This window comes from Aeribacillus sp. FSL K6-8394, from assembly GCF_038008865.1.
In the GTDB taxonomy this organism is placed as follows: Bacteria; Bacillota; Bacilli; order Bacillales; family Aeribacillaceae; genus Aeribacillus; species Aeribacillus composti.
The window spans coordinates 53,477-80,035 of the sequence record NZ_JBBPAA010000003.1 but is presented as its reverse complement, the minus strand read 5'-3'; the positions used below and the strand labels follow the sequence as shown (position 1 = coordinate 80,035).

General features: G+C 38.8%; 19 protein-coding genes and 2 pseudogenes. 18 read left to right on the top strand and 3 right to left on the bottom strand.

From position 1 onward, the window contains the following. Nucleotides 1–53 precede the first annotated feature (53 nt). The 4 genes from NSR00_RS17055 (at nucleotide 54) to NSR00_RS17040 (ending at nucleotide 3,995) form a co-directional block, all read left to right on the top strand. Complete coding sequence (locus tag NSR00_RS17055; protein ID WP_235600454.1) at nucleotides 54–254, top strand: L-lactate permease; 201 nt, start codon at nucleotides 54–56, stop codon at nucleotides 252–254. A 31-nt stretch (nucleotides 255–285) separates the two neighbouring features. Continuing rightward, on the top strand, nucleotides 286–1,233 hold the full coding sequence (locus tag NSR00_RS17050) for an L-lactate dehydrogenase (RefSeq protein WP_339198129.1): 948 nt from the start codon (nucleotides 286–288) through the stop codon (nucleotides 1,231–1,233). A 933-nt stretch (nucleotides 1,234–2,166) separates the two neighbouring features. Continuing rightward, on the top strand, nucleotides 2,167–3,183 hold the full coding sequence (locus NSR00_RS17045) for an ATP-binding cassette domain-containing protein (RefSeq protein ID WP_130158237.1): 1,017 nt from the start codon (nucleotides 2,167–2,169) through the stop codon (nucleotides 3,181–3,183). Beyond that, on the top strand, nucleotides 3,180–3,995 hold the full coding sequence (locus NSR00_RS17040; RefSeq protein WP_066251805.1) for an ABC transporter permease: 816 nt from the start codon (nucleotides 3,180–3,182) through the stop codon (nucleotides 3,993–3,995). Before NSR00_RS17045 ends, NSR00_RS17040 begins: the two co-directional genes overlap by 4 nt. Nucleotides 3,996–4,277: 282 nt before the next feature. Here the strand turns inward: NSR00_RS17040 and helD are convergent, their stop codons facing one another. Continuing rightward, nucleotides 4,278–6,620, bottom strand: coding sequence for an RNA polymerase recycling motor HelD (gene helD, locus NSR00_RS17035; RefSeq protein ID WP_340789934.1), 2,343 nt, complete (start codon nucleotides 6,618–6,620; stop codon nucleotides 4,278–4,280). A 142-nt stretch (nucleotides 6,621–6,762) separates the two neighbouring features. Here helD and NSR00_RS17030 point away from each other — a divergent pair. From NSR00_RS17030 to NSR00_RS17005, 6 genes and pseudogenes are all read left to right on the top strand, one after another. After that, a pseudogene (locus NSR00_RS17030) lies at nucleotides 6,763–7,317 on the top strand (IS110 family transposase); the annotation flags it as partial. A gap of 1,135 nt (nucleotides 7,318–8,452) precedes the next feature. Continuing rightward, a complete protein-coding gene (gene ltrA, locus NSR00_RS17025; protein ID WP_340789966.1) occupies nucleotides 8,453–9,712 on the top strand; it encodes a group II intron reverse transcriptase/maturase in 1,260 nt (419 codons plus the stop codon). Between the two features lie 302 nt (nucleotides 9,713–10,014). Then, a complete protein-coding gene (locus tag NSR00_RS17020; protein ID WP_339198123.1) occupies nucleotides 10,015–12,894 on the top strand; it encodes an AAA domain-containing protein in 2,880 nt (959 codons plus the stop codon). 847 nt (nucleotides 12,895–13,741) lie between these two features. Beyond that, complete coding sequence (locus NSR00_RS17015) at nucleotides 13,742–14,653, top strand: LysR family transcriptional regulator (RefSeq protein WP_066251505.1); 912 nt, start codon at nucleotides 13,742–13,744, stop codon at nucleotides 14,651–14,653. 207 nt (nucleotides 14,654–14,860) lie between these two features. Continuing rightward, nucleotides 14,861–15,376 (top strand): acyl-CoA thioesterase, encoded by a 516-nt coding sequence (locus NSR00_RS17010; protein WP_327863964.1) that lies wholly within the window; start codon nucleotides 14,861–14,863, stop codon nucleotides 15,374–15,376. Nucleotides 15,377–15,400: 24 nt separating this feature from the next. Next, on the top strand, nucleotides 15,401–15,772 hold the full coding sequence (locus NSR00_RS17005) for a hypothetical protein (protein ID WP_340789933.1): 372 nt from the start codon (nucleotides 15,401–15,403) through the stop codon (nucleotides 15,770–15,772). Nucleotides 15,773–15,988: 216 nt separating this feature from the next. Here NSR00_RS17005 and NSR00_RS17000 read toward each other — a convergent pair whose 3' ends face one another. Continuing rightward, on the bottom strand, nucleotides 15,989–17,407 hold the full coding sequence (locus NSR00_RS17000) for an NAD(P)-binding domain-containing protein (RefSeq protein WP_340789932.1): 1,419 nt from the start codon (nucleotides 17,405–17,407) through the stop codon (nucleotides 15,989–15,991). A gap of 635 nt (nucleotides 17,408–18,042) precedes the next feature. On the opposite strand from NSR00_RS17000, the gene ccmA reads away from it, so the two are divergent. The 3 genes and pseudogenes from ccmA to NSR00_RS16985 all read left to right on the top strand — a co-directional run bounded on the left by ccmA (nucleotide 18,043) and on the right by NSR00_RS16985 (nucleotide 20,467). Continuing rightward, a complete protein-coding gene (ccmA, locus tag NSR00_RS16995) occupies nucleotides 18,043–18,765 on the top strand; it encodes a heme ABC exporter ATP-binding protein CcmA (protein ID WP_340789930.1) in 723 nt (240 codons plus the stop codon). After that, nucleotides 18,762–19,780, top strand: a pseudogene (locus NSR00_RS16990) (ABC transporter permease). The gene ccmA and the pseudogene NSR00_RS16990 overlap by 4 nt, the downstream one beginning before the upstream one ends. A gap of 33 nt (nucleotides 19,781–19,813) precedes the next feature. Then, nucleotides 19,814–20,467, top strand: coding sequence for a TetR/AcrR family transcriptional regulator (locus NSR00_RS16985; RefSeq protein WP_340789929.1), 654 nt, complete (start codon nucleotides 19,814–19,816; stop codon nucleotides 20,465–20,467). Nucleotides 20,468–20,796: 329 nt separating this feature from the next. Here the strand turns inward: NSR00_RS16985 and NSR00_RS16980 are convergent, their stop codons facing one another. Then, nucleotides 20,797–21,546: a DeoR/GlpR family DNA-binding transcription regulator gene (locus NSR00_RS16980; protein ID WP_066251483.1), complete on the bottom strand. Its 750-nt coding sequence runs from the start codon at nucleotides 21,544–21,546 to the stop codon at nucleotides 20,797–20,799. Between the two features lie 171 nt (nucleotides 21,547–21,717). Here NSR00_RS16980 and NSR00_RS16975 point away from each other — a divergent pair, with 171 nt between their 5' ends. The 5 genes from NSR00_RS16975 to NSR00_RS16955 all read left to right on the top strand — a co-directional run bounded on the left by NSR00_RS16975 (nucleotide 21,718) and on the right by NSR00_RS16955 (nucleotide 26,211). Then, complete coding sequence (locus tag NSR00_RS16975; RefSeq protein WP_066251481.1) at nucleotides 21,718–22,413, top strand: ribulose-phosphate 3-epimerase; 696 nt, start codon at nucleotides 21,718–21,720, stop codon at nucleotides 22,411–22,413. A 14-nt stretch (nucleotides 22,414–22,427) separates the two neighbouring features. Next, the gene (hxlB, locus tag NSR00_RS16970; protein ID WP_066251479.1) at nucleotides 22,428–22,988 is read left to right on the top strand and encodes a 6-phospho-3-hexuloisomerase; all 561 of its coding nucleotides are present in this window, start codon (nucleotides 22,428–22,430) and stop codon (nucleotides 22,986–22,988) included. Nucleotides 22,989–23,060: 72 nt separating this feature from the next. Further along, a complete protein-coding gene (locus NSR00_RS16965) occupies nucleotides 23,061–24,218 on the top strand; it encodes a mannitol-1-phosphate 5-dehydrogenase (protein WP_327848291.1) in 1,158 nt (385 codons plus the stop codon). 33 nt (nucleotides 24,219–24,251) lie between these two features. Then, complete coding sequence (locus tag NSR00_RS16960; protein ID WP_066251473.1) at nucleotides 24,252–24,689, top strand: PTS sugar transporter subunit IIA; 438 nt, start codon at nucleotides 24,252–24,254, stop codon at nucleotides 24,687–24,689. Nucleotides 24,690–24,792: 103 nt separating this feature from the next. Beyond that, nucleotides 24,793–26,211: a PTS mannitol transporter subunit IICB gene (locus tag NSR00_RS16955; protein WP_066251470.1), complete on the top strand. Its 1,419-nt coding sequence runs from the start codon at nucleotides 24,793–24,795 to the stop codon at nucleotides 26,209–26,211. The last annotated feature ends 348 nt before the right edge of the window (nucleotides 26,212–26,559 follow it).

Below are 26,559 nucleotides of genomic sequence, written 5' to 3'. Positions count from 1 at the left end.
TTGTAAACAACGGTTCCTTATTTGCTCCACTTCAAGCTGTCACTGCTTCACAAATTGGAATAGCACCCGAAACGATGGTTGCTGTCAATGTAATGGGTGGTACAATGGCTAAAATGATTTCACCTCAATCAATTGCAGTTGCAGCTGCGGCAGTTGGATTTGCAGGAAAAGAAAGTGATTTATTTAAAGTGACAATTAAATATAGCTTATGTTTGCTTGCTGTAATTGGATTAGTTAGCTGGTTCCTATTTTAATCATATAACATTTTAAGGGGGATGTATAACCATGAATAAAGAAAAAGTAAATCGTGTTGTAATCGTTGGAACAGGTGCTGTAGGCTGCAGTTATGCCTATTCACTAATTAATCAGGGGGTCGTTGAGGAATTAGTTTTAATTGATATAAATGAAGCAAAAGCTGAAGGCGAGGTGATGGATCTTAATCATGGAGTGCCGTTTGCACCTTCGCCAATAAAGGTATGGAGCGGTTCTTATCAAGATTGCGCCAATGCGGACTTAGTTGTTATCACTGCGGGATTGGCACAAAAACCAGGTGAAACCCGATTGCAGTTAGTTGAGAAAAATACGCGAATATTTAAACAAATTATAAAAGAGATTATGAAAAGTGGATTTAATGGCATATTTTTAGTGGCAACAAATCCAGTAGATATCTTAACTTATGTCACTTGGAAGGAGTCAGGACTGCCAAAGGAACGCGTCATTGGCTCAGGAACAGTCTTAGATTCTGCACGTCTAAGATTTGAATTAGGGAAGTATTTCAATGTGGATACAAGAAATATTCATGCAATTATCATAGGGGAACATGGAGATACCGAGCTTCCGGTTTGGAGCCATGCCAAGATCGGAATAGAGAATCTTGATGATGTTTTAGAGCGAAAGAAAGATTTAAAGAAAGAATGTTTAGAGGAGATCTTCGTAAACGTCCGTGACGCTGCTTATCATATCATTGAGCGAAAAGGGGCGACATACTATGGAATAGGAATGTCCCTTGTCCGAATTACAAAAGCAATTCTTAAAAATGAAAATAGTATCCTGACAGTATCTTCCTATCTAGAAGGTGAATATGGACAAAATGATGTATATATTGGAGTACCAGCCAAGCTTAATCGTAACGGCGTGCACGAAATAATCGAAATTGAACTGAACGAAAAGGAACAAGAACAATTTAATTATTCCGTTTCAGTGCTAAAAGATACGATGAAATCTGTCATTTAATCCACTTGATGGCAAAGCGACATGCTCTGTAGTGACCCTTGTATCGGGAGAACGTTTAGGAAACAAGGATTGGGAAAACCAATTTACGATTACTAACTGCTGCGAGGCTTGTTAGGATGAAAAACTCAACAGCTTTCCAAGGATATGGGATGGTCATAATGACCGCGTTTTTCTAAGGCTTGCGGTGTTGTAAAGCTATTTGAAGGGTGATCATTACTCAGATACAAAGAACAAAATCGCTGCCTATTGTTTTTGAATGTTTGCTTTTTCTATTGAATGTGCTCTTGCATGGAGTTTCTCCTTTCAAATGTTGGATCGCATTTTCATTTTAACGGAGACCCTCTATGCAAGGGCTATTATTTTGCAAATTGCCTCTGATTTTATTTACCAACACAGTATTGTATATCACCAAAGCTTCTATACCATTCAATATACCTCAAATTCTACCTTATTTTTCCTCAGTAACTTTATCTGTTGCGCCAATCTTGGCTCGATCATTCTTTTAAAGATGATAAATGGCAGGTTCCTTCATATAAAGCTTCTGCATATTTATTTCCTATAAATATACATATATTGGATAAATAACACGGATCATTAAATTTTCTGATGAAAATTACTGCATTTGTTGCCACGTGACTATATTAGGCGAATTATATTTTACTAAAAAAATAATTTGATGGATAAGCAGAGAGAAAACCAATAACGATTTATATGATATTGATGACAAAAGAAGAATGTCTATTGTTGTTTATGGACGCGACACCGATCCATTTAGGATGAACCACGTCCATAAGCGGTATAAAACTGATTCACGCTTTTGCCGGGCAAATTTCCAGCATTAACATGTTTCATCATGGGGATTCATTGTTCATATTCAGTTCATAAAGAGGTGTTACCATCACCAATGTACTTAGTTGCAGAGGAGGAAATGAAATGGGACATAGATACCAAACAGTGTCAAGCAATGGTGATTGGGCTATTGAAGCGCACGGACTCGTAAAAACTTTTGGCGATAAACGTGCGGTTGACGGCGTAAATTTGAATGTGCGCGCTGGGACAATCTACGGCGTGCTTGGGCCGAACGGGGCAGGCAAGACCACAACAGTCAGAATGCTGGCGACTTTATTGCGACCAGACGCAGGTTCGGCATACATTTTTGGTTATGATGTGGTGAAGGAGCCGCAGATCGTGCGTCAGTTAATTGGTGTGACTGGCCAATATGCATCGGTTGACGAGTCACTCAGCGCGATCGAAAATCTAGTCATCTTTTCTCGGTTGCTAGGGTTGAGCCGTACCGAGGCAAGGCGCAAAGCTCTGGAGTTGTTGGAGGAATTTGGTTTGACAGAAGCGGCGAAGCGCCCGTTGAAGCATTTCTCCGGCGGCATGCGGCGCCGGCTGGATCTGGCAGCAAGCCTTATTGCACAGCCGCCGCTCATCTTCTTAGACGAGCCGACTACAGGACTGGATCCACGCACGCGCAATCAAATGTGGGAGACGATCCGGCGATTGGTCAAGCAGGGATCAACCGTACTGTTAACAACTCAGTATTTACAGGAGGCTGACGAACTAGCTGATCGAATCGCGGTGATTGATCGCGGCCGAGTCGTTGCCGAGGGAACAGCGGATGAGCTGAAAGCGTCGGTAGGCAGTTCGTCACTGCAATTGAAAATCCAAAATGTAAAAGATATCGAAAATGCCCGGCAAATTATTGAACAGGTGCTCAAAGTCCGGTCCAATGTGTCGTTGGAAACAGGAAAGATTACGGCACCGATGGCGGACGCTGACCGAGTTACGGATTTGCTGATCGCTCTTCGCGAGACAGGGATCCGCTTGTCTGAATTGAGTGTTCAGAAGCCGACTCTTGACGAGGTCTTTTTAACCATTACTGGTCATAGTGTGAGGGAGGACACAACAGAGACATTCGATGAAACAGAGGAGGTAAGGATATGAAAAATGCTTCTAATCAGCTAGTTGCAAAGCGTCAACTAAAAAACAATACAAGCTTTGGACAGGCAGTGCGCAACTCGTTGACGATGGCCTACCGTGGTTTACTGAAGATTCGGCGTACGCCTGAGCAATTATTTGATGTTACGCTTCAGCCAATCATCTTCACCTTAATGTTTTCCTACATCTTTGGCGGGGCGATCTCGGGAAATGTGCATAGTTATTTGCCAATCATCATTCCTGGTATCCTCGTGCAGACTGTTATCGCGACATCTGTTGTGACCGGAATCCAACTGCGAGAGGATATGGATAAGGGCGTGTTCGACCGCTTTAAGTCGCTGCCAATTGCCCGCATTGCTCCGTTGGCGGGCGCTCTGTTGGCAGACACCATCCGATATACCATTGCAACAGTGCTCACGTTTGTGATGGGGTATATCATGGGCTATCGTCCAGAAGGAGGACTGGGGTACGTCGTCATCGCTGCGGTTTTTGTCATTGTATGTTCTTGGGCAATCAGCTGGATCTTTGCTTTTTTTGGCGTGATTGCGCGCACGGCTTCAAGCGTACAAGGAATCGCAATGCTTTTGCTGTTTCCGCTAACGTTTCTTTCTAATGCTTTTGTTCCAGTCAAGACGATGCCCGATTGGCTTCAATGGTTTGCGAAGATTAATCCAGTTTCGCATATTATTACTGCCGTCCGTGATCTGATCAATGCTGGAACTATTGGCTCGGATTTTGCTGTCTCTCTCATCGGGGCTACTGCCATTGTGGCAATCTTTGCGCCCATCACCGTCCGTGTATATATGCGCCGGGCATAAATTGGATATTGTGTATTGATCTGTTCGCGATATCCTAGTAAAAAAGCTTTTACCGAAAAATTACGGAACCTTGCTGCTTACAGAACTTTTAACACATCATATAGAATTTCACATGTCTGATTTAATTATTTCAGCCACTGCTGACATCCCTTCATTACCTTCCATTAAACAAGTTGCCTAACTCGGGGTATGGTATGTAAGGGATGCTGGCAAGTGGCCTTTTATTTAACATATGGCCGTTTAATGACAGTAATACATTTCAGACACCCGACCAGTCCCGTGTTAACCCGGGATCTGAAGGAAACTACCCGGCACAACGTTCTGTAAAAAGGGGCTCGGTTCGCCTACACTGTAAAGCTGCAAGTAATGCATAGCCCGGGTGCAGGCGGTGTAGAACAATCTGCGCAGGCTCTCAACGCCGTATACGTTCGATGAAGCGTTATAAATGATGACGGCGTCGAATTCGATGCCCTTCGCCAAATACGCCGGTATAACGACAACACCTTGTTCATATTCGGTAGAGCCGCTCTTCACAAGTTTTATATCTTCAACTCTTTTCAGTTCTTCGTATGCGGCGGTGCTTTCCGCAGCAGATTTACATATAATCGCGATCGTATTATATCCCCGTTTCCGCAAGTCCGCGACTTTGGAAGCAATACAGCGGTGCAGTTCAGCTTGATCGGACACTCTCGTCAACACAGGCTTATCGCCGTCGCGTTCAAAAGCAGTGATCCGTTCGCCATCGGGTACGAGTCCGCGCGTAAATTCAATGATCTGTCTTGTGGATCTGTAACTGCGGGTCAAGGTGATCGAATCCGTTTTATCCGGTTCGTATAGGCTGGTAAGCGTGTGGAAATCGACTGTTTCACTGGCATGAGCGAATATCGCTTGGTTAAAGTCGCCGAGCACAGTCATCCTCGCCGAAGGAAACAAACGCTTCAAAAATTCGAATTGAAACGGAGAATAATCTTGCGCTTCGTCTACAAGCACGTGTTTGATCGAGACGTTCGTCTGAAAGCCTTGAATCAGCTCTTTCAAAAATAAATACGGAGTTGCATCTTCGTAAAACAGTTTGCCTTCGTCTAGCGTTTTTACAGTCAATCGGCAAATATCCTCCCACTCCTCGGGTGTTTCCCCTTCCATCCACTGTTTGACCCGCGTTGGATCGGCGAAAAGCTGCTTGTATACTCCCTTCATGTCGATGAAACGAAGCGTTCGGATCCGTTTGCGCAACGGTTTCAACTTCTTGCGAACGATCAATTGGCCCAGCGCTTCGATCTCGTTCTCATAGTTGTTCAACGTTTCTGCTTTAAAGCCGCGTTTTTTCCGTAAGAGAGTATGAGATTTATGATAATCCTCGTTGCTAAGCAGCTCGATTTCTTCCTGCACCCATGGCTTAGTCCGTTCAAGCTTCTCCGCTTCATCGATTTGCTTGTTTAGCCAATCTGCCAGCTTTTCAAGTCTGCTGTGAAAACGGAGCGAGGTGTCGCTGCTATAAAACCTTTCTGTGATTTGTTTGGCGGTGATGATCGGTTTTCCTCTAAATAGAATATCTTTGAATAGCATGCCGGATAATTCCAGCGACTTACAGTATGTTTTAATCGTCTCGAAGAAACGGGTTGATGCCTTGAATCGGATGCTCGCAGTTCTAGTCCGGTATAAAGAGTCATCCGCTTCAGTCAACATATATTCCAATTGCTCGTATGGATCCTCGATTTGAAATTCTTTGTTCAGCCGATATTCCAAATATTCCTGGAAGGTGACCTGCTGCATATTCTCTTCGCCTAGTTCGGGCAGCACATTGGATACGTAGCTGTTAAACATCGAATTAGGTGAAAATAAAATGATTTGATCGGCTCTCAGCTTATCCCGATACTTGTAGAGCAAGTAAGCGATCCGCTGCAGGGCAGCCGATGTCTTGCCGCTGCCGGCGGGTCCTTGCACGATGAGCAGCCGCCCGCGATCATGACGGATGATCTGGTTTTGTTCCCGTTGAATGGTGGCCACGATGTTGTGCATATGTTTGTCTGTCACTCTGCCAAGCACCTGCTGTAAAATGTCGTCTCCAATGGTGAGACTCGTATCGAACATCGACTTGATAACGCCGCCGCGGATGATATATTGCCACTTTTTCTCCAGCATGCCGCGGACTGTGCCTCCAGGAGTAGTATATTCGGCCGGGCCGGGCGCGTAATCGTAGTAGACACTCGAGACCGGCGCCCTCCAGTCGTAGATCAGGATGTTCTCTCCGCTTGTATCCGTGAGCGTGGAGATACCGATATAGATTCGTTCAGCAGCTGAAGACCCTTCCTCAATGAAATCGATTCGACCGAAATAAGGCACCTTCTGCATGCGGCGCAGCGCGGACAACCTCTTGAAGGCTTGTCTGTGGGTGCTTTGGCTCACGGACAGGTTCTGCGCCTGTTGTCTCAAGGCGATGATCGTCTCAAGATAATCGTCGAACGTATCAGTATTCACCTTGACGTCATCCCAAAAATGTTTGCGGAAATCAATCACTTCTTTTCGACGCTGGGAGGTTTCGTTTTCCAGCATGCCGATTTGCTCCACAATGATCGCCATTATGCTGTCCAATCGTTCTTGCTCCTGCCGAAGTTCTGTATTCATATTAAGCACTCCTCGTATAGTATTTTTAGAATCCTCTTTTGAGGTATTTTCCAGTTAGATTTTTGTTCTTTGATAACTTCATGGGAGCTAGTTCAGATCGTGGTGGGCCAGCCCACCACAATCTGAAAAAATTTCATTTTAGTCGATTCAAAAGGCGGCCCGTTCGTCGTATCGGTTGTCCAAGTGTGTCGAGGATTCCATCGACTTGCTGTTAGGGCTGTCGATTCAATCAATCCGCAGCCTGCAATCGCAGCTCAAAGAGCTCGATAAAGCCATTACCCGCCATCTTGAAGGCATTCCGAACACACTGCAAACCATCCTAGGCATCGGACCGGTTTACACCGCAGGCATCCTGGCCGAAATCGGGCAAATCGAGCGGTTTCACAACCAGGCCGCCTTGGCAAAATATGCCGGCTTGACATGGTCCAAGCACCAATCGGGCCGTTTTCAAGCCGAGGACACCTCCTTCATTCGTTCCGGCAATCGCTATCTCCGTTACTACCTAGTGGAGGCTGCCAACTCGGTGCAACGGCATGATGCGACGTTTCGTGCGTACTACCGGAAGAAGTATGAGGAAGTGCCCAAACACAAACATAAACGAGCCCTCGTCCTCACCGCTAGAAAACTCGTGCGTGTGATCGATGCGCTGCTACGCAACGGTCAAATCTACACGCCAAGAAAGGGGGAAGATCGATAAAAGGATCGATCTGGTATACCAATATCAACCTTTAGACCTAGTTTATTACATGTACCAATACTGGGTTTCTTCAGTATTGCCTTTTTTCGGATCATCGGACAAAGGAATTTCCAATTTCTATGATTTTTCACCTTGACATATTACCGCAGGACTTTAAAAATAATGAGAAATAGGGGTTGACTGAAGGAAATTTATGTTGTAAAATTATAATAGGGTAAATATTTTTTAATTTAAACAAAAATGTGTTTCTAATCTAATTTATCATAATTTCTCAATTTTTTCAATGTATTAACCACTACCGCTGATATTATAAACAAGGATACATTAATTAATACTCTTAAGAATTTAATAGATTTTTTAAAATCGTAAGCGATGATGAAAAAAGTTACTGTAAGGCCATTAATTAAAAAAATTCGAATGTAAGAGAACCGGAAGGATATAGATATAAAGGAGATAACGTTTTGGTTTCCTCAGATAAAGTTTTACCATCTCATAAAGTTTGCAAAAACGTACCATAAGTGAATGAGTTTTTGGATCTTGTCATATAAACAGTCTAACTAAATTAGTTAGGCTGTTTTTTGTGTGCGCCCGGCATGGGTGTAATCTATAGGGTGAAAGTCCCGAGCTGCGAAGGCAGAAGTAGCAGTTAGCTTAACGCAAGGGTGTCCGTGGCGACGCGGAATCTGAAGGAAGCGAGCGGCAAACTTTGGGTCTCTCGGAACACGAACTTCATATGAGGCTAGGTATCACTGGGTGAGTTTGCACAACAAAACAAAGCCCTTTCTGCCGAAGGTGATACAGAGTAAATGAAGCAGATGGATGGAAGGAAAGATTACACTCTTACCCGGGGAGGTCTGGCTGGCACGCCAAGTAACCTTGGTAACCTATCTAGTGATAGATAGCTGAACAGTCAGAAGTCAGCAGAAGTCATAGTACTCTTTCAAGCTCGAGATGGAAGAGGAAGGACTGAACAATTAAGGAGAACGAATCGCTAGGCGTTCATCTTCTGTGTGGAAGCAGACAATCCGATAGGACTTACTTGAAGGAGGAAGTGGTGAATCCCACGGGGGACTTCAAGAGGGTGGAGCAGAAGATGGCACAAATAGAAGAATTCGTTCACGTGGAGAGGATATCAATGTTGATGGAAATGATTTTGTCACGGGAAAATCTCCTGGCGGCACTGAAACGAGTCGAACAGAATAAAGGAAGTCACGGAGTAGATGGCATGTCCGTAAAAGACCTACGAAAACACCTCTACGAAAATTGGGACTCCATTCGACAGTCGTTGAGAGAAGGAACCTACAAGCCCTTACCCGTCCGTCGAGTCGAAATCCCGAAACCGAACGGTGGAGTAAGGCTTCTAGGGATCCCTACCGTGACGGATCGTTTCATCCAACAAGCGATTGCCCAAGTGTTGACGAAAATCTTTGATCCGACCTTCTCGAACCATAGCTATGGTTTCCGCCCAGGTAGAAGGGGACATGATGCGGTTAGGGAAGCAAAGGGTTATATCAAAGAAGGATATCGTTGGGTAGTCGATATAGACCTAGAGAAATTCTTTGACAAGGTGAATCACGACAAACTGATGGGGATCTTGGCGAAAACGATCAAAGATCAAATTCTACTGAAGGTAATTCGCCGGTATCTTCAATCAGGCGTGATGATCAATGGAGTGGTAATGGAAACGGACATGGGAACGCCTCAAGGCGGCCCGCTTAGTCCACTTTTATCAAACGTCATGCTTCATGAATTGGATAAGGAGCTTGAGAAACGTGGACATAAGTTTGTTCGGTATGCGGATGACTGTAACATCTATGTGAAAACAAAGAAAGCAGGAATTCGTGTCATGAACTCCATTACGAACTTTATAGAGAAGGAGTTAAAGCTCAAGGTAAATAAAGAGAAATCGGCGGTAGACCGTCCTTGGAAACGGAAGTTTCTCGGTTTCAGCTTCACACTCAATAAGACTCCAAAGGTACGAATTGCGAACGAAAGTGTGAAACGTTTGAAGAACAAGATCCGTGAAATTACATCAAGGTCGAAACCGAATCCAATGGAGAAAAGGATTGAGAAACTGAACAAGTATTTAATGGGATGGTGCGGATATTTTGCCTTGGCAGAAACACCAAGTAAGTTCAAAGAATTTGATGAATGGATTAGACGAAGGCTTCGAATGTGTTTGTGGAAAGAATGGAAAACCCCGAAAACAAGAATTCGGAAACTCAGAGGATTAGGGGTTCCAAGCCATAAAGCATTCGAATGGGGCAATACACGCAAGAAATATTGGCGGATTGCCTGCAGTCCCATTCTACACAAAACCCTCGACAACTCCTATTGGAAGCGTCGAGGGTTAAGAAGTCTATTCGAAAGATATCAAGCACTACGTCATACTTAATTGAACCGCCGTATACCGAACGGTACGTACGGTGGTGTGAGAGGTCGGGGGTTAGTCACCCCCTCCTACTCGATTTTATAAAAGTTCTTAAAATAGCTATGATAAAAGGAACTCATCGTTTAGCTACAATTAAAAATGCCGATCGAATTCTAGTTATCACGAAAGAAGGAATTATAGAACAAGGGACACATAAAGAACTGATTGAATGATCAATGTCTTTTTAATTTGGTCAAAAATTTTAGAAAATAACTATCTTTCGAAATATATTATAATATAATAAACAACTTCAATGGAGTGAGTTTATGGACAGCAATTTACGAATGACGAAGTATTTCAGAGATAGTATTGCCGCAAAACTCCCGATTGATTTTAAAAACAGTGAATATGAAATTGTATCTTTGGAAGAAGTTGAACTAGGTAAGATATCAGAAAACAACTTACAAAAAATATTTAAAGAAAAAAGTGGAAATAAACTTGAAGTAATAATTGTAGCGAAAACGATTAAAAGAATTTTTACAGTGCAAGAAGGGGTTAATAACAATAATGATACGTTATCTGGCATATTTTTTATTCCCGCATTATTAGATGAAAATGGGGAACTTTATCCTTCAGAAAATAAATCTCCGTGGATACCAAGAGAATATCTATATCCTATAGTCGATACTACATTAGCAGTAGGCCATTTAGAAGCTTTTGATGATTTTATGACTAACCATCACAACGAACTAAAAAATAGCACGGATTGGAAAACTTATTTTAATTTATGCAAAGAAATGTATGAAGCCGTCACAGGAAGTAAGATAACAGATCAATCAGTGAATGGGATAGAGCTTGAAGATAAAATCTATTTGCTGAAAGATAATTCTATTGTTTCGACAAGAAGTATTTTAAAGCTATATGATTTTTTACAAGAAGGAGATTATTTAAAATCCAAATTATATTTAAACTTTATAAAACAAGAATTTAGTCCTATAAAGCCGCTAATAAAAAATTCAATAGAGGAGTCAAAAAAGCACATCGGTCAAATGAATGGGATTCATAAGCTGTCTCCTTCTCAGAGGGAGTGTTTGATACATTTCAATAATATGGAGGATGGTGATATTTTGGCCGTAAATGGACCTCCTGGTACGGGAAAAACGACGTTATTGCAATCTTTGGTTGCCAATTTATATGTCGAGAGAGCTTTAAAAAAAGAAAAACCTCCTTTAATTGTAGCTTCATCTACAAATAATCAAGCCGTTACAAATATTATAGAATCATTCGGGAAAATTACAAAAAAGTGGAAGCATAGTAATTTAGAAAATAGATGGATAGAAGGTGTTAATAGTTTTGCGGTCTATTTTCCATCCACAAGAAAAGTGAATGAAGCGGAAAAAAAAGGTTTTCAACATACGAATCAAAAAGGTGAAAACTTCTTTGAGAGAGTGGAAAGCGACGAAAACATTCAAGCTTCCAAAGAAAAATTTTTACGGGAATGCTCTCATTATTTTAATACAAAAATAAACACTTTAAACGAATGTGAAGATATAATTTGGCAACGGTTAAAGGAAATAAAAAAATATACTGATGATATTTTACAGTTATTCCATGAATTTTTTGAAATTTGTAATGGTGAGAAAAGTATAAATGCTTTTATTCAAGCGATTGAAAAAGAAATAGCAGCTGATAGAGAAAAATTAGATTATATAAACCATCGGAAAAATGAATGGCAAAATGAATATAGAAGAATTCCATTTTATTATCGATGGCTAAAATTTATACCAACTTTCAAACAGAAAATTTTGAACAGATTAAGTATCTTTATTAGTCCAGAGGAAGATTTTTTAAAAGAATCGATGGACATAGATGAAATTTTTGATAAATACAGTTCGATAGCTAAAGAAGTCAGAACAAATCTCAGGGAGAAGGAAGAAGTTTCAAAAAAAGTAAAAGCATTAAAATCATCTATACAGTCCGTTATTGATAATTTAATAAACCTAAAATTGATAAACAGAGAAGACTTTAAGATCTCAAGTAAATCAAAAATAGATGATTTGAATAAATTATTAGACACCTGCTTAAGGTATACTTCCTTTTGGCTATCGGTCCATTATTATGAATGTAAATGGTTAAAAGCAAAGAAATTAAGTGCTGAACAAAGGGGAAAAAATTTCAAAAATGTTTTAGAGCTGTTTTATGAAAACTTAAGTATGCTTACACCCTGCTATGTGATGACATTTTACCAATTACCAAAGCTTTTTCTTGCGTATGATGGAGTAGAACAGTACTTATATAATAAAATTGATTTATTAATAGTCGATGAGGCAGGACAAGTGACTCCTGAAATTGCTGCATGTTCGTTTTCATTAGCTAAACGGGCAGTTGTAGTAGGAGATATATATCAAATTGAACCTGTTTGGAATATTAATAAATCATTAGATATTTCATTAGCTATAGCAGCCAAAGTGATCCAAAATAAAGACGAGTTTGAAAAATTAAGAACTTTAGGCTTAAACACTTCAGAGTCTAGTGTGATGAAAGTTGCTTGCAAAAGCTGTCAATACGAAAAGTTTGGTGAAAGAGGGTTGTTTTTAAGCGAGCATCGTCGTTGCTATAATGATATTATTGAATACTGTAATTATCTAGTCTATAAAGGGAATTTAGAACCAAAAAGGGGCTATGGTAGAAATGATGAAAAATGTCCATTAAGGAAACTGTCAATTCCTCATTTTGGGCATTATCAAGTAGATAGTCAGAAATCTAGTAAACGAGCGGGTAGTAGATATAATGAAAAGGAAGCCAGAGAAATTGTAAATTGGATAATGAAGAATTTTGAACAAATAAAAGCTGCATACAAAGCTGAGTTCCCAACGTTAAACCCCAAAAATATTCTAGGTATTATAACCCCTTTTAAAATGCAGGTTGCAGAGATTAAGAAAATTTTGCCAGAAGAGCTTAAAAAAGTGGTTGATGTTGGAACTGTGCATACATTCCAAGGCGGAGAACGAAATGTGATTATTATGTCCACTGTATATGGTAAGGATGATGGATGTTATTTTATTGATGCAAAAAAAAGTTTGTTGAATGTGGCGGTTTCAAGAGCAAAAGATAGTTTTCTAGTTTTTGGTGAGATAGGCTGTCTTTCAAATAGTGAAGCAACTCCAAGCGGATTGCTGAAAAAAATGTTGACAAGTTTTAAATGAAGAATGTTTTTCTAGTAAAGATAGCCGTAGTATTAATAGTGGATAAATGCTTTAATAATTTAGGTTTTATGTTCTTTCCATTTTGCCGCTACCTGTTATTGCTATTATGGAACTGGTAAACAAGATTTTTTTATATTTACCGTTTTATTTTTAGAATGCAGGTAAGAGAGGGCTTTTAAGTTGCATATTTCAAAACAAACCTAAAAAAGCACTTTAGAAAACAGCAATACGAGAAAGTAATGATGTTGTTTTGAATCGTAACAAATTAGAGTACCTATAACATGTTAAAATGGTTATTGTTTCATTGAGAAATGTTGCATGCATATCCGAAAATGAGTGTTAGAAAAAAAATTTTTTTGCTTTAACGGAGGGATTTCTTTAGTAAATAAAATCAAAGTAATGTGGCAATAATAGAAATGACCATTACCTGCCAAAAAAGTCCAAATACGAAATGAAAATCGATTTTAAAAATATCTCGGCTTAAGGAGAAAAGATGGCGCCTCCTAGAACAGCTAGTGGCAAATCAGAACATTCACTTTTTTTCATTTCTATATGCTTGACTGTGAGCCTCTAACGGTATGAGTTTTTGCGAAAGCAAGTGATAAGAATTTGCAAGACGAACAAGCCTCTCCATGTAATAGTGAATTTGCAATAAAATATACAAACTCTTGTTTCTTAAATGCGATTAACCAATTATGTTTATTTCTCTCTGTTCTCCGTATCCATTTTTTTAGTCTAACATCAAGGCTTTATGCTTCGCCTATTTGATGAAACAAATTTAAAGCGCTAAAGTGAAAAGTATGGTAAACTTTATTATCATTAAAATGTAATAGGGTGTTTGATTCAATTGGAAATTAAACAATTGAAGTGTTTTCTTGAGGTTACACGTACCGGCAATTTTACCACTGCATCTGAGAACCTGTTCATTACGCAGCCTGCTCTCAGTAGAATTATCAAATCATTGGAGGATGAAATTGGAGCACCGCTTTTCATACGTACTAGAAAAAAGCTGATATTGACGGATGCAGGCCGTATTTTAAAAAAACATGCTTTAAAAATTGAAAATCAGCTGCAGCAATTGGATGCAGAACTAGATAAAATGTTTATGCAAAGAAAACGACAAATTCGCATCGGGCTACCTACGATTACGAATTCCATTTTCTTCTCAAAATTGATTGCATCGTTTCATGAAGAATATCCAGAGGTGATTTTCCTACTAGAAGAGGATGGTTCCAAACCAGTTGAAGAGAAGGTTCTCAATAATTTATTGGATTTTGGGGTCGTTGTTCTTTCTGAGGAAAATGAAAATCTTGACAGTATTATATTTGTGAATGAGAAATTAAAACTAGTTGTCTCTTCGTCTCATCGTCTGGCGGGAAAACAAGAAGTGTCTTTGCAGGAGCTAAAAAAAGAGGACTTTATTATGTTCGACCGGGATTTTGTGCTAAGAAATCTTGTCATCAATTCTTGTAAAGAAGCCGGTTTTCAACCGAAAATTATTTCGGAAACATCACAACTGGAGTTTATTCAAGAATTGGTTGCCTACAATATAGGTATTACTTTGCTGCCTGAAAGTACGTGTATAGAACTAACAGATGATTTTAAAACGATCACCGTCACTAATCCGGAAATCGAATGGAATCTGGCAATGATTTGGAGAAAGGATGCAAGCTTATCACAGATTGCGCAGGAATTTATACGATTTGCAAAAGAAAAGCTGTCGACGGCTAATCCCGGCCAGGATTCTAAATCCGATTGAGTCAACTATAAGAAGGCTTCCGTTAAAGGGGAGCTTTTTTTATTTTGTTCAGTTTAAAGAGCGCTTCCATACTATTTTGTAATGAATTGTATATAGGATTGGCATTGTATCTTTGCAAACCAACTATATTATAATTCTCTTTGTAAAAATTCTAAATGCGGATGAAGCGTACGCTTCAAAAGTATTTTTATTTGCAAGGTGATCATAATGGAAGCAAAAAAAATGAAAGAAACACGTGTTGTTCAAACCGATCAAGTGCTCATTAATGATTTGAACAATTATCATACATTATTTGGCGGAGTTTTAATGAAGAAGATGGATGCATGTGCGACGCTTTCTGCCCGCAGACATACAAGGGTAAAGGAATGTGTTACAGCGTCGACCGACTCCGTTAATTTCCTTGAACCGATCCGGGTAAGTGATTCGGTTTGTATTGAATCGTTTGTTAGCTATACAGGTAAAAGATCCATGGAGATTTTCTGTAAAGTGATTGCAGAAGATCTAGAAACTGGAAAACGAAGAATTGCAGCTACAGCATTTTTCACTTTTGTTCCTCTAGATGAAAATAAAAGGCCGTTGGAAGTACCGCCAGTTATTCCAGAAACAGAGGAAGAAAAATATCTTTATGAAACAGGAAAAGAACGTGAAAAGATTCGTAAGTTAAAAAGACAACAAAATAAAGAACTCGTGTCCAGACTTTCACTGAATAAACCGTGGGATTAATACGGAACAAAGGAATGATATAGTGTGATAATAGACTCTAGTTACGATGAGTTGAAAAATGCACAAACCGCTATCGAAAACTTAAAGGCGACAACACCATCTATTTATCGGAAATTTTTAAATATCATCCATTTGACTCGTCAATTACAGTATGGATATCAATATATGGGTTCTTTACTAATGGATGAAAACCCAGGTAAATTCCAACCGAAATTTCAGGATGATTATGTGCTGTCTATCTATCATCAGGAAATCGAAAAACTAAAAGCTGATAAAAGATTTCCCGAATTAAAACAATTGCTGCAATCATATAAACATATTAGCTATACAAACATTAGCAAGCTGGCTTTAGGGGAAAAACCAGCAGCATTAATTGGTCCAGCTGTGGTCCATTAATTGCTCGAAGGGAACTGAAAAAATTTAATTGGGTGGATCGAACTTTGATTCGATTCACCTTATTTATTTTTAAAGAGTGTTAAAAGGCTGCTTTCTCCGGTCATAAATTCCATGCAAACAGCTGTCCGAAAAAATGTTGCTTGAAAAAAGGGGCGCCTCTTAGCTGAAAAATCAACTTGAGACAGCCCCCACACCACCAACGGTTATTCTAAAGCCTTACTCCTTTTTAGTCCATTCCCCGACAAATTCGATTTCGTTATAGGAAAAGAAGTCTTTCAATATCTTTTCACGATCATCTAAGAAAAGCTGATCCGCTACTTCAGATACGAGCCTGCGTATCCCGTATTTCAAGCCGGAAAGAGCAGCTGCCGTAATACCGCAGCTGATCAAACCCGAATAGTTGAAAGCGAAAAGTCCGTACAGAAGTTTTTTGCCCTTTTCATCGCGGCTTATAAAAGCGAAACCAGGGCTGAGATAAGGATGGGCATCAAGCATTGGATTGGCCAACTCCTTCGGGGGATGATAGCGGTCTCCCCAACGAGCTATGTGGCTTTCGACAAGTCTAAGCTCCGGGCGCAAAGCAGGATCAGTGACGAGTCCGGTGCAGATGATCAGAAAATCGAAGGTGAACTTGCCCTGAGGTGTGGTCACTACAGCACCCTGATCTGCAGCTTCAACATCAAGCCATGGCGCTCCTAAGTGCAGTTGAAAACCGGGCCATGCGGCTGCGCGTCCGAAGGTATCGTTGGTCGGCGGCTGATTATATTTAAAGAAATGAGCGATGATTGCATATTTATCAGCGTCCGATAGAGCTTGGAAATGTTCGATTAGACCGGAAACTTCCATATAGCGGATCGGATTAATACGCTGCAATTCCTTGCGGCGAACAAAGACATGAACTTCTGCCGCACCCTCTGATAAGGCGAAATTGGCATTATCAAAGGCAGATGCGCCGCCGCCCAAAATTCCGATCTTTTTCCCTTGTAGTGCTTTAAAATCAATTGCTTCTGAGGAGTGGGCATAGAGATGACGCGGCAATTTTTCAGCAATGAAAGGAGGAACATGCCATTCGCCGCCGCCTTGAATTCCCGTGGCTAAAATAACCTTTCGTGCGAGCAATATGTCCGATGGTGCCCCCGTCCCTTCGATATGAAGCCGATGAATCCCTTCATCAGTCGGCTCTATCAGCTTCAGCTTCACTTCATTGATGACGGGCAGATTGAGAACTTTCCGAAACCAGCGCAAATAATTCATCCAGTCTCCCCGAGGAATTTTGTCCAGCGCTTCCCAGCCTTCCGGTCCGAATTGTGCTTCCCACCAAGCGCGGAAGGTTAGGGAAGGAATCCCAAGGTCGATGGAGGTCAAATGTTTAGGTGTTCGCAAAGTCACCATACGGGCGTAGGTTTCCCACGGTCCTTCCAAGCCCTCTCGGTTTTCGTCAATGACGAGAATGTTGGATATCCGCTCGCGTAGAAGACCGAAAGCCGCACCTAAGCCGCTTTGGCCGCCGCCGACGATCACGACATCGTAGACATGCCCTTCAGGTTTTTTTAGCGTTCGCACCCAGCTTGGACCTCCGAAGGCGAGATAGGAAAGATCGGTTTTCACTTGTTTGTTTAATGCCTCTAGGCTCATCATTTTTCACTTCTTTCAACTGTAAGAATTTGAAAGTCACATATGTCAGCTTATCCGTAAACAGAAATCCGCATGAGAAGAATTATTATATTGAATCAATCATTATTGTTTTTACAGTACCACTTGCCCATATAGTATCACTTCAACCATTTTTATTGAATGTGTATTGTATCTAAAATCTCCTTTAATCATTATGTAAAATAACTAAAAATGCTTGTTTATTTTCCTCTAAGGAACGAATACCAAGGCTATCTTCATCTAGTCGTTCCTGCAAAACACGCTAAATCAGTCAATAGCTAACCGATTGCCCCGATTTTTCCTGCATATTAATGGACATAATTTGTGCAAAAAAGCGCATCTTCTGATGTTCGTTCCTCATTCAATTTGTATGGAAGCAAGCATTAAAAAGATGGTTTTTCTTAGTTCAAATACTGGTTGCTGCTGCAGGGCAGGACCATTTTTGTTTGAATCCGCAGCGGTCAGTTTTTTTAAAGATAACTATTAAAGCCGAGTTTGTTTTAAAAAATTTTTTCTATTATTCGCAGAAATGAGTGATTACTCACTTCGCAAAATTCATTTGGTCATCTATAATGTATGTGAGTACTCACTCATTTTATACGAAAGGAAGGGAAAAAATGGCCTCAATGATTATTGTCCGTAAAGCTGCGATTTCATTCGGGAAGGAAAAAGTTCTAAAAAATATTAATTTGGATGTTAATGAGGGAGAGATTTTCGGGCTTCTTGGCCCATCCGGCTCTGGGAAAACGACGTTGGTCAAAATGATTACAGGAATTTTAGAGGGAGATCAAGGGAAAATTTCCATCAAAGATCAAAAAGTTCCTTCACTCGAACTGATGAAATCAATTGGTTATATGGCGCAATCGGATGCCCTTTATCAGGAGTTGACCGCGAAAGAAAATCTGGAATTTATAGCTGCCATTTACGGACTAAAACGCCAAGAACGGAAGAAAGCGATTCAGGAAGTTTTGGAAATGGTTGGTTTAACCGATCATATGGATAAAGTTGTAAGGGATTTTTCAGGTGGGATGAAAAGGCGGTTGTCTCTAGCTGCTTCACTCATGCATAAACCGGATCTATTAATTTTAGACGAACCGACGGTTGGAATCGATCCAGTGCTTCGCCAATCAATATGGGGTGAATTAAGAAAACTAAAAAACAACGGGATGACCATTTTAGTTACGACACATGTCATGGATGAGGCGGAAAAGTGTGATCGTCTTGCCATGCTAAGAGACGGTTATATCATTGCTTGTGACACGCCGGAAAAGCTAAAGGAAAACCAAAAGGTCGATTCACTTGAAGAAGCATTTTTAGCATACGGGAGGAATGAGAAATGAGAGTAGGAGCTGTTGTCATCCGAATTATACGGCAGCTGCTCAGGGATAAACGGTCGATTGCTTTATTGATCTTTGCGCCGCTTTTAGTTATCACCCTTGTATGGCTTGTGGCGACCCATACGAACCGAAAATAGCTGCGGAAAATATACCGGCGCCGCTTGAGCAAGCATTGCAAAATGAATTGGAGAAAGATGTTGTTCACATGTCCGAAGGTGAAGCGAAGGAGGCTTTTCAAAAAGAGGATTTAGATGCGTTTATAACGATAAAAAATCATGTTCCGTATGTTTTGCTGGAAGGAAGCGACCCGACAGCCAATTCAGCGGTCATGAAGGTGATTCAAACCGCCTTCAGCTCCCTGTCAGGCCAAAAAAATATTCAGCCTGATGTCGAATATTATTATGGTTCTGACGAAATCAATCTTTTTGATCAGACGGGTTCAGTACTAATCGGTTTTTTTGTCTTTTTCTTTGTTTTTGTGTTAGGCGGCATTTCATTTTTGCGGGAAAGAACACAAGGAACATTAGAGAAATTGTTGTCGACGCCTATTAAAAGATGGGAGATTGTAACAGGCTATTTGCTAGGATTTGGCTTATTCACGATTGTTCAATCGTTCATTATTGTTGCTTATTCCGTATATGTACTTGATATTTGGATGGCAGGGGATTTTTGGCAGCTGTTAATCGTCACTTTTTTATTGGCAATCACGGCGCTGACGCTTGCGACCCTTTTATCAGCCTATGCGAATAATGAGCTGCAAATCATGCAGTTTATTCCGCTTGTCATTATCCCGCAAGTATTTTTCTCGGGAATCTTTAACTTGGAGACAATGGCGGAATGGATGCAAGTGTTAAGCAAATTTATGCCGCTTACTTATGGAGCGGATGCCATGCAGGAAATCATGATTAAAGGAAAGGACTTGGTCGATCTTTGGCAGGATTTGTTTATACTAGCTTGCTTTGCGCTTCTTTTCTATGTCTTAAATATCTTTGCATTGAAAAAACATCGCAGGTTATAACAAATAGAAGAGAGAGTAGGAGGAGGAAAGCGTATGGACCAGAAAAATTTATTGGACGAGTTCATGAAGGCAGCGGATCAAAATTTAACGCCGAAGCAGGCAAAAATTCTTCAAGCGGCAGTCGAAATTTTCGCCGAAAAAGGGTATGCTGCGACATCCACGAGCGAAATTGCGAAAAGAGCTGGGGTAGCGGAAGGAACGATTTTCCGCCATTACAAAACAAAAAAAGATTTGCTGATTTCCATCGTTTCACCGATCATTATAGAATTTGCCGTCCCTTTTTTTGCTGAAAGGTTTATCAATGAAGTTTTCCAGGATCAGCGTCATGATGATTTTGAAGAGCTGTTAAGGAAAATCATCCGCAACCGCTACCAATTTGTCAAAAACAATGTCCCATTGTTAAAAATTATTTTGCAGGAAATGGCGTTCCATACAGAAATTCAAGAAAAATATCGTGCGGTTTTTACTGAAAAAGTTTTGCCTCAGTTTATAAAAGTTGTCGACCATTTTAAGCAAAATGGGCAAATAGGAGATTTTCCCACCGAGACCGTCATACGTTTAACGATTAACACGATCGTTGGTTTTTTCATTACCCGGTTTTTGGTCATTCCGGACTATCCATGGGATGATGAAAAAGAAATGGAATATACGGTCCAATTTATTCGAAACGGGTTAAAAGGGGTTTGATGGCTTAATCAATTATTAAAGATACATGATCTTTTGCAGGATGGGGGTGTCTAATAAGTCGTTTTTACTGCTTATTAACACCCCCTTTAATGTTTTAGAAACGTTGATATATCGATGTTTATGATTTTTTGTTTTTATGGGGATTTGACTTTCTGGACAGCCCCATCCTTTTTTAATTAAATTGGAAATAAGGGAGTTTTTAACCAAGCGGTCTTCGATATTTAGCAATATGGTATATATAAAGATACTTGTGGCTTGTTGAATCTGATTTCATTTACCCTCGTTTTTTTCTCATCAAACTGCTGATTATCAAATTTGTTAATGCATTATCAATCAACCACCACTACTTGTTGGCTGCCATATATCTTTTTAATGTTAGGACTAATATTTTCTGTTATTAAGTATGTTAAATCTTTAGTAGGACATACAATGTGATTGGAAACAGTGCTTAATTTATCAGATGTTGCCATCCCTAATATTTCAGAAGAGATGGAAGCCATTTTCCGCTTTACTAATGCTTCTGATAAGCTTGGGACGCTGATTCCTATATAAGGATCAATTTTGTAAATTCCCATGATATATAAATCTGCTCTCATATTACTTAAAGATTCGACAGTGTCTATTCCTAAATTAACCATTGATTGTTTGAATAAAGTTCCGCCGATCATAATAACATCAATATGTTGATGATTAGTCAGAGCCATAGCGATTGGCGGGCTGTTTGTAATGACGGTGGCTTTTAATGTTAAAGGTAATTGGTTTACTAGATGTAAATTAGTCGTTCCTCCATCAATTAATAAAACCATGTCTTCTTTTATAAAGGATAAAGCTTTTTTAGCTAATTTAATTTTAACTTCATTAAACATGTGCTGCCTTGTTGAAAAATCAACAACAGGAGGCCCTATCCTCAAAGCTCCGCTATGAACCCTTTTAATAAGTCCGCGGTTATCAAGCTCCTTTAAATCTCTTCGAATTGTATCCTCCGAAACTGACAGGCGTTTACTTAAATCGCTTGCAATAACTTTATGTTCTTCATTTAAAATCTGCAAGATTTTTTGTTGACGTTCTTCCTTTAGCATAGTGACTTTACTCCTTTAAGTCTTTCTTATAGTTTATCATAATTTCAACAATTGATCAAAACGCATTCGCGCAAATAATGGCACAAAAACGCAAAAACATGCTTTACTTTTCATTATATGCGTTTTATAATAAAGGAAAACATGCAAACACATGCAAATGGAGGCACAAACATGCAAAATAATAAAAAAATAACGATTGCACCTTCTATAATGTGTGCTGACTTATGTAATTTAGAAAAAAGTGTAAAAGAAATTGAGAAAGAAGGACTGGATACTTTACATATTGATATTATAGATGGACACTTTAGCCCTAGTATGCCATTGGGAATAGATACTATTAAGCAATTACGAAAAATAACTGATATGAATTTTGATGTCCACATTATGTCCAATAATAATGAATTTTTTATACAAGAGATGATCAAAATTGATGTACAACAAATATCATTTCACTATGAAACGAGCACTCATATTGATCGATACATTAACTTAATAAAAAACAATGGAATTAAAGCAGGTTTAGCACTCAACCCAGCAACTCCCCTGTCTGTCCTGGATTATATTTTGCCGCAGTGCGATACCATTTTGTTAATGTTAATCAATCCAGGCTTTGCAACTGATGAAAATGAAAAGCAAGTTTCTTATGCAATAAAAAAAGTAGAAGATTTGGCGCGATTAATAAAAGAAAAAGAATTGGATACAAATATTGAGGTTGATGGCAGAGTATCTTTAGACACAATACCAAGCTTAGTAAAAGCTGGGGCCGACATACTAGTTGCCGGGAGTACAAGCTTATTTATTCGAGACAAAAGTTTAGCTGAGAATAAAAAAGCGATGGAAAAATGCATCATAGAAGGTTTATTGTGAAAAGAGGGGAAATAATGGTTAATTACTATGATATTGTAAAGGAAATTACAAACGAACTCACCACTACTTTAAACCAAATTGATATGAATGAAGTCAATAAATTGTTAATCGAGATAAAAAAAGCAGATAAAGTATTTTTTGTCGGGGTTGGAAGAGTTCTATTATCTTTGAAAGCTATCGCTAAACGATTAGCCCATCTTGGTATTAAAACTTATATTGTCGGCCAAATCACTGAGCCTGCAATAACTGAAAAAGACTTATTGATAGTGGGGTCGGGAAGCGGAGAAACGGCTTTTCCATTAATCATTGCAAAGAAGGCAAAGCAATTTAAAGCAAAAGTTGCTCATATAGGTGCAAATCCAAATAGCTCAATGAATGAGTATTCAGATTGTTTCGTAAGGATACCAGTAGGTACAAAACTACAGCTGCCAAATGAAGTGAAATCTGTACAACCAATGACAAGCTTATTTGAACAAAGCTTATTGTTATTAGGCGACGCGTTAGCCTTAATGATGATTAGAGAGCAAAATATTGATATGTCTAGTCTTTGGCAATATCACGCGAATTTAGAGTAAAAAGTTAATAGCCTCGCTGGATTGGATATTCTTTGATAAAGAGTTTTAAGTATTGTAAAGGGAGATAATATTATGCTAGCGTTGCATTTTGGTGCAGGGAATATAGGGAAAGGTTTAATTGGTTACTTATTAAACAAAACTGGGTATGAAGTTTGTTTCGTGGATATAAATCAAAAAACGGTTGATAAATTTAACAATTACAATAGTTATCAGGTTGAGATATTAGATGATAATCATACGGTAGAGACTATCTCTCCGGTTTCAGCATTAAACAGTGTAACACAAGAAGAAGAAGTGGTCAATGCTATTGTGAATGCAGATTTAATTACAACATCTGTCGGCATCAATAACATACCTAAAATTGCTAATATATTAGCTCAAGGCCTTTTGAAAAGAGCAAAAGAAAATAAAAAGAAGATCGACATTATCGCAAATGAAAATGCAATTAACGCTTCTTCCAGTTTGAAACGTGAGATAAAGAGATATGTTTCAAATAAAGAAATGGAAAATATATGTACTTTTGTTGGCTTTCCTAATTCAGCTATTGATCGCCTAGCTTTATCAAAACATAGCGAAGGGGGTGAGAGTGTTCTTGTAGAACCGTTCTATGAATGGATCATTAACAAATCAGAAATCGTTAATGCAGATTCGCCTATTATAAAAAACGCAATCTATGTTGAAGATTTACAGCCTTATATTGAAAGAAAATTATATTTAGTGAATATGGGTCATGCGGCAACTGCTTATATTGGGTTTTTAGCAGGAGAATCTACAATACAGAGCGCTTTGAGAAATGCAAAAATTGAACATCTTGTACGGGAAACGCTAAATGAAGCTTCCCAATATATTTTGAGGAAATTTAATATGGATCCAAAAGATATGAGTGATTTTATTGAAAGAATTATAAAGCGCTTTAAAAACAAAAATATTAGCGACTCGATTTTGCGAGTAGGAAGATCGCCGATTCGCAAACTGGGCTATAATGAACGATTAATTAAACCCACTAGAGAACTTTTTGATTTAGGACTTTCAATAGAATATTTATCAGTTGCCGTTGCTGCTGCATTTTTATTCGATAACCCTGATGATGAAGAGTCTGTAATTTTGCAAAACTACATTTGTGAAAATGGGATCGAACAAGCCATTTTACATTTTACAGAGTTAGAAAATAAAACAATTAGAGAAAAAATTAAAGAAATTTATTATCAACTAAAAATACAGAAATGGTAGTGTAAATAGAATCATGAAGAAAGGTGAAACGGTGTGTTAAGTGAATATTTAAAAGGTAATATAAATTTCTTGAATAGAGTATCTTCATGGGAGGAATCTATAAGAGTTGCTTCCGATCCTTTATTAAAAAAAGGTAATATTACTCCTAAATATATTCAAGATATGATTGATAATGTCAATAAAAATGGTCCATATATAGTAATTGTTCCGGGAATTGCCATGCCGCATGCAAGAAACGAAGGAGGAGTAATCAAAACAGGCATTTCTTTTTTGAAATTACAAAACAACGTGCAGTTCCCAGAGGGAAAAGAAGTGAATATTATTATCGTCTTAGCGGCTGAAGACAATTCAAGTCATTTAGGTTTGCTATCCGACTTATCTTCTATACTAATTGATGAAGATGTTGTAAACAAGTTTAGAAATTCAAGCAATGAAGAAGAAATAATGAATGTTATTAAAATGGTAGAATAAAAAATGTTTTTTTGATTAAATTTAAAATTTAAACATCGTTTTTTTTTTCAAAAAAGTATAAAAATTTCTTCTATAATATTGATATGAAGAAAGGGTGTTATACATGGAAAATGTAATTAAAGCCAAAACTCCATCTTTTCGTGCACGCATCCAAGCTGTTGGAGGATTCTTGACCAATATGGTTTTGCCGAATATTGGAGCTTTTATTGCATGGGGATTATTAACAGCTTTGTTTATACCTTCTGGCTGGTTTCCAAATGAGAATCTTGCTAGTATAGTTGATCCGGCAATCAAGTATTTATTGCCTTTGCTTTTAGCAAGCACAGGAGGGAGAATGGTTGCCGGCCAAAGGGGCGCTGTAATGGGTACCATCGGAGCCATAGGGCTAATAGTTGGATCCGATATACCAATGTTTTTAGGCGCGATGATTATTGGTCCTTTGGGAGGCTGGCTTATAAAGAAATTTGATAAATTGATAGATGGTAAAATACCTGCAGGATTTGAAATGATTGTTAATAACTTTTCAATTGGTATTTTAGGCTTCTTTCTAATGATTTTCTCCTTTTATTTTATAGGACCGGTTATTGAAGCGGCAAATAATGTTGTTTCATCCGCTATTAAATCTCTAGTGGATACAGGGTACTTACCATTATTATCTCTTATTAATGAGCCAGCTAAAGTATTGTTTTTAAATAACGTCATTGATCAAGGAATATATTATCCTTTAGGTATGCAAGAAACGCTTGAAGCAGGAAAATCAATTTACTTTACCGTTGCGTCAAACCCAGGACCTGGTCTTGGATTATTATTAGCTTTTAGCTTTTTCGGCAAAAAGGCTGCTAAGCGGACTGCTCCGGGTGCTATAATAATTCATTTCTTCGGAGGCATTCATGAGTTATACTTCCCATATGTATTAATGAAACCATTAACAATTTTAGCAATGATTGCCGGCGGGATGTCAGGTATTACAACTTTTTATCTTTTCGATGCGGGTCTTGTAGCTGGACCTAGTCCGGGATCCATAATATCTTATTTAGCTTTAACCCCTAAAGGTAATTTCCTAGGAATCATTTCAGGTGTAATCGTAGCTGCGGTAGTATCCTTCATCGTTACTGCAATAATATTAAAGTTTGATAAAAAAACAGATGAAGAAGATTTTACAAGTTCAATCGAAAAGTCAAAAGCAATGAAATCTGAAGGGAAACAAATTTTAAATCCATCTAATGAACTGTCTAATACAAAAATAAGTAAAATTTCATTTGCTTGCGATGCAGGTGCCGGCAGCAGTGCATTAGGTGCAACCACATTTAGAAAAAGACTGCAAAAAGCAAATATTGACGGTATTGAAGTAAAACATTATAGAATAGAGGATGTTCCAGAAGACACTGACATTATCGTCGTTCATAAAGATTTATTAGAAAGAGCAAGATTATCTCATAAAAACAAAAGAATTATCACTATAGAAAATTATATAGAAGATCCTAATTTATTAAAATTAATTGATGAATTAGGGAAAAGGTAAACAAATGGTTTTGTGTAATTGGAGATTCCTTGCTTGCAAACGTTATCAACAATTTTATAGATATTAGTATTAAAAAGAAAAATAATCATTAGGAGATTAGAGATATGAAAACAGTACTCCCTTGAGATTTAGCTTTTGTGGACGTGGTGTTTTTGCAAATGGCGCAAATAAGGCAATGCTCATTTTTGCAATCGCGGACGGCTCACCACGTCCACTATTCAAAATTAGATTAAACAAAGGCCCTAACTTATATAAGTTAAATAGCCTAAGATACCATAAATTTAATTTACGGTTTTTCTAATCTGAAATGAATTGAAAGCAATGGAACTCCTGATTTATCTTTTTAAA